The sequence below is a fragment of the uncultured Wocania sp. genome (genome assembly GCF_964021735.1).
GTDB lineage: Bacteria > Bacteroidota > Bacteroidia > Flavobacteriales > Flavobacteriaceae > Wocania_A.
The window spans coordinates 1-3,012 of record NZ_CAXIBN010000257.1; the positions used below are offsets into that span (position 1 = coordinate 1).

At 31.3% G+C, this 3,012-nt stretch carries 4 protein-coding genes; 3 read left to right on the forward strand and 1 reads right to left on the reverse strand.

Annotation, left to right across the window (positions count from 1 at the left end; genetic code table 11):
* On the reverse strand, positions 1 to 720 hold a 720-nt coding region (locus tag AADI82_RS14655; RefSeq protein ID WP_341217162.1), incomplete at its 3' end, for a lysophospholipid acyltransferase family protein.
* 67 nt (positions 721 to 787) lie between these two features.
* Here AADI82_RS14655 and AADI82_RS14660 point away from each other — a divergent pair.
* The 3 genes from AADI82_RS14660 (at position 788) to AADI82_RS14670 (ending at position 3,006) form a co-directional block, all read left to right on the forward strand.
* On the forward strand, positions 788 to 1,030 hold the full coding sequence (locus AADI82_RS14660; RefSeq protein ID WP_034042269.1) for a GlsB/YeaQ/YmgE family stress response membrane protein: 243 nt from the start codon (positions 788 to 790) through the stop codon (positions 1,028 to 1,030).
* Positions 1,031 to 1,119: 89 nt separating this feature from the next.
* Complete coding sequence (trpS, locus tag AADI82_RS14665) at positions 1,120 to 2,088, forward strand: tryptophan--tRNA ligase (protein WP_341217160.1); 969 nt, start codon at positions 1,120 to 1,122, stop codon at positions 2,086 to 2,088.
* 108 nt (positions 2,089 to 2,196) lie between these two features.
* Complete coding sequence (locus AADI82_RS14670) at positions 2,197 to 3,006, forward strand: DUF1853 family protein (protein ID WP_341217161.1); 810 nt, start codon at positions 2,197 to 2,199, stop codon at positions 3,004 to 3,006.
* Positions 3,007 to 3,012: the final 6 nt, after the last annotated feature.

The following is a 3,012-nucleotide window of genomic DNA, read 5'->3' on the forward strand; positions in this document are numbered from 1 at the left end:
TAATTGCTTTAAAATAACAGCTCTAGCTTCTGCGTTTAAAACCTTTGTATCATCAACCGTTAAATTTTCAGTAGACAAAAATTTATGAATTTTAACGCGCATTTTCCCAGGGCTTCCGCTAAAAAAAGTATACGAAAAACGTTTTTTATTATCGGCAAAGGTTAATGGCACAATAGGTATTTTATGATTAATTGCTAATCTAAAAGCACCATCTTTAAATTCGTCTAATTCTATATGTTCTTCGGGTACGCCACCTTCAGGAAAAATACAAATACTTACACCCGTTTGCAACCGGCGTTGCGCTCTTAAAAAAACAGCTTGTCTACTTTTTGCAGAACTTCTATCAACCAAAATACAAGTGCGTTTATAGAAAAACCCAAAAAGTGGAATTTTAACCAACTCCTTTTTTCCAACAAAAACAAATGGGTTTTTAACCGAAACTAACATGAGCATAATATCTGTCATAGAAGTGTGGTTAGCAATAAACATATAGCTTTTATTTTTTTCTGGCGTTTGTTCGCGCTCTATAATTGGTCTAAAACCCATACCAATTAAAATAACTTTTGCCCAAAAACGTGCCAATTTAAAAAAGAACGGATACCAAGACTCTTTTAGAATAGAAATTAGAAGAATAGGAAACATAATCAGTATTGGTAAAGCTACAAGAATGTAGAACCAAATACGGTAAAATGTCCAAAAAGTGTACTCTATAATTTTCATTTGCATCAAAAATACTATTATAAATTGATTATCTTTAAAACATAATAACTTTAAAATCATAAAAACTATGGGTTTACTTTATGCATTATTAATAGGTGCCATTGCTGGTTGGTTAGCAGGAAAGCTAATGAAAGGCGGTGGCTTTGGATTATTACTAAACATCGTTATTGGTATTATTGGTGGCTTAGTTGGTAATTGGCTTTTTGCAACACTAAACATTAACTTTATTGATGGTGTTATTGGAGACATTTTAACAGGTGCTATTGGTGCTTCGGTTATATTATTTATAGCTGGTTTATTTAAAAAATAGACCTTTATTTAACATATTCTTAAAAAGTGGCTGTTGCCACTTTTTTTATTGGGTAACTTATCTTTAAATTTGCGCTTTATATTAAAACTATGGCAAGAATACTTACAGGAATACAAAGTACAGGAACACCGCATTTAGGAAATATTTTAGGTGCTATTATTCCTGCAATAGACATGGCAAATAATCCTGAGAACGATTCGTTTTTGTTTATAGCAAATTTGCATACATTAACGCAAATTAAAGATGCCGAAACTTTACGCACAAATACGTATTCTACCGCTGCAACCTGGTTAGCCTTTGGTTTAGATATTGAAAAAACTGTGTTTTACAGACAAAGTGATGTGCCACAAGTAACCGAATTATCATGGTATCTAAGTTGTTTTTTTCCATATCAGCGTTTAACCTTGGCACATAGTTTTAAAGATAAAGCCGATAGATTAGAAGATGTAAATTCTGGTTTATTTGCATATCCCATGCTTATGGCTGCCGACATTTTGTTATATGATGCCGAAATTATCCCTGTTGGAAAAGATCAATTACAGCATATTGAAATGACACGCGATGTAGCCTCTCGTTTTCATGCAAAAATGGGAGAAACCTTTGTGCTTCCCGAAGGAAAAATACAAGAAAACACGATGCTTATTCCGGGAACAGATGGTGAGAAAATGAGCAAAAGTAGAAATAACATCATCAATATATTTTTAGATGACAAAAAACTACGCAAGCAAATCATGTCTATTGAAACCGATAGCACCCCACTTGAAGAACCTAAAGATTGGAGTACTTGTAACTGTTTTGCTATATATAATTTATTAGCAAATGATGCTCAAATTAAAACTATGAAAGCCAATTACGAAAATGGCAACTATGGTTACGGACACGCAAAACAAGCCTTGTTTGAATTGATTGTTGACAAATTTGCCACACAACGCGAGCGTTATAATTATTATATGAGTAACCTCAACGAAATTGATGCTGCATTAGCAGTTGGTGCTTCAAAAGCAAAAGGGGTTGCAGATGATGTTTTGAATAGGGTTAGAGAAAAGGTTGGGTATTAATACCCTTTTTTAACCAATTACATAAACGCTATACTTGTCTGTCCTAAAATATTGTCTTTTTGGGTTAAAAATATCATAAATTGATTTTCGTTTTTTACTTTTTATAAGATGCACCCAAAAACAAAAGACACTCAAAAACGTTATGATGGTTTTCTAGAAACACCTTGTTTATGGAAACAACATACTGTTTTTGATTTACAACAGTTTGAAATTAAATCTAAATCAATAAAAATTGATATTGAAATAGATGAAAAATTACGTCTAGGAAAATACATTGAGCGCTTAGTGTCTTTTGAATTACAGCAAGAAAAATCAATTTCTATGCTATCTAAAAATATTCAAATTCAAAATGGAAAAACAACTTTAGGAGAACTAGATTGTTTGTTTTTAAAAAATGAAAAACCTGTTCATTTAGAAATTATCTATAAGTTTTATATTTATGATGATTCCATAGGTACTTCTGAAATTGAACATGTTGTTGGTCCCAACAAAAAAGATGCATTAATTGAAAAACTAAAAAAACTAAGCCAAAAACAATTGCCGCTTTTACACTCCGAAGAAGCTAAAAATTACTTAAAAACTCTAAATTTGAATTCGGCTAAAATGGAACAGCAAGTCTATTTTAAAGCACAATTGTTTATTCCATTTCAGAAAAAAATCATTTTAAAAACTCTAAATCAAAATTGTATTTCAGGATTCTATATTTACAAAAAACAGATGCAACAGTTTTCTGATTGTAAATTTTATATTCCAAAAAAGATGGATTGGATTATAACGCCACACCCTAACGTAAATTGGTCAAATTTCGAATCTTTTAAAAAGGTATCTGGCATCTATTTGGAAAGACAATTTTCACCGCTTTGTTGGATAAAATTTCCTAACGGTATACTTAAAAAATTCTTTTTAGTGTGGTGGTAGTATTAG